The sequence below is a fragment of the Priestia sp. JV24 genome (assembly GCF_025910025.1).
Taxonomy (GTDB): Bacteria; Bacillota; Bacilli; order Bacillales; family Bacillaceae_H; genus Priestia; species Priestia megaterium.
Genome location: NZ_JAPCIN010000072.1, coordinates 1 through 1,074 on the forward strand (window position 1 = coordinate 1; position 1,074 = coordinate 1,074).

At 45.7% G+C, this 1,074-nt stretch carries 1 protein-coding gene; it reads left to right on the forward strand.

All coding sequences use genetic code 11. From position 1 onward, the window contains the following. Positions 1-161: 161 nt before the first annotated feature. On the forward strand, positions 162-1,074 hold a 913-nt coding region (gene mobV / locus OK414_RS29655; RefSeq protein ID WP_263046361.1), incomplete at its 3' end, for a MobV family relaxase.

The following is a 1,074-nucleotide window of genomic DNA, read 5'->3' on the forward strand; positions in this document are numbered from 1 at the left end:
CATTTTGGCGAAGCCAAACACAGGGAGGAACGCCGACCGCCACCTCGTAGAGCGCGCTCCCAATTTTATCGAAGATGAAAAATTGGTGTAGTGCGTTACACCAAATCTCAAATTGTGGTATGCTAGACCCAAGTACAGTGGTCGAAATGGGGGATTGAGGGATGGCCAAATATGGGATTATCCGCATGCAAAAGTTCCACAAAGACGCAATATTGGGGATCCAAAAACACAACCAACGAGAAGGCGAGAACAGTAAAAATAAAGACATCGATTCAACCAGAACGATGCTCAACTATGACTTCATGAATGAGGACAAAATTAAGTATCATGAAGAAATTAAGAAGATGACGGCCACCCGTGTGAAACGAAAAATTCGGAATGATGCGGTCCTGGTGGCAGAGTTCTTTGTATCGGCCAGTCCGGAATATATGCATGCGATGTCGCCAGACGAGCAGCGTAAATATTTTGAAGCATCACTAGATCATATTGCCGGCAAGTATGGTCAGCAGAACATTTTGTATGCCGTGGTACATAACGATGAAGCGACGCCACACATGCACGTGGGGTTTGTGCCAATCACAGATGATCGGCGCTTGGCGGCGAAAGAGTACTTCCATGGCAAAACCAAGATTCGTCGAATTCAGGATGACTTTCACAACTATATGAACAAACGTGGCTATGACATTGAGCGTGGCGAGCGGAGCGAGCTGCAGCATAAGAGTGTTCATGAGTTTAAAAAACAAGAACGCGAAAAAGAGCTAAAGCATCTGCAACAATTAGTGGCTCACAAGGAAAAAGAGCTCCAACAGATGGACAATTTAGTGGAGTTAAAATCAGCACCACCCGTTGAGATACGTAGCGAGAGACGGATTGAAGAGTTATGTAGCCAACCGATTGAAGTAGAGGCGGCCAAGAGTGTCATGGGTTCCAAAGTGAAAGTGGAGGAAACAGATTTTCATGAGCTGATGAGCCTCACAAAAGAGCTCCAGCAAACATTGGCGGCCGAGCATAAGCGTACGCATGCATTGAGCCATGAGCTTGATCGCTATGAAAAAGAGAATAAGGCATTAAAGC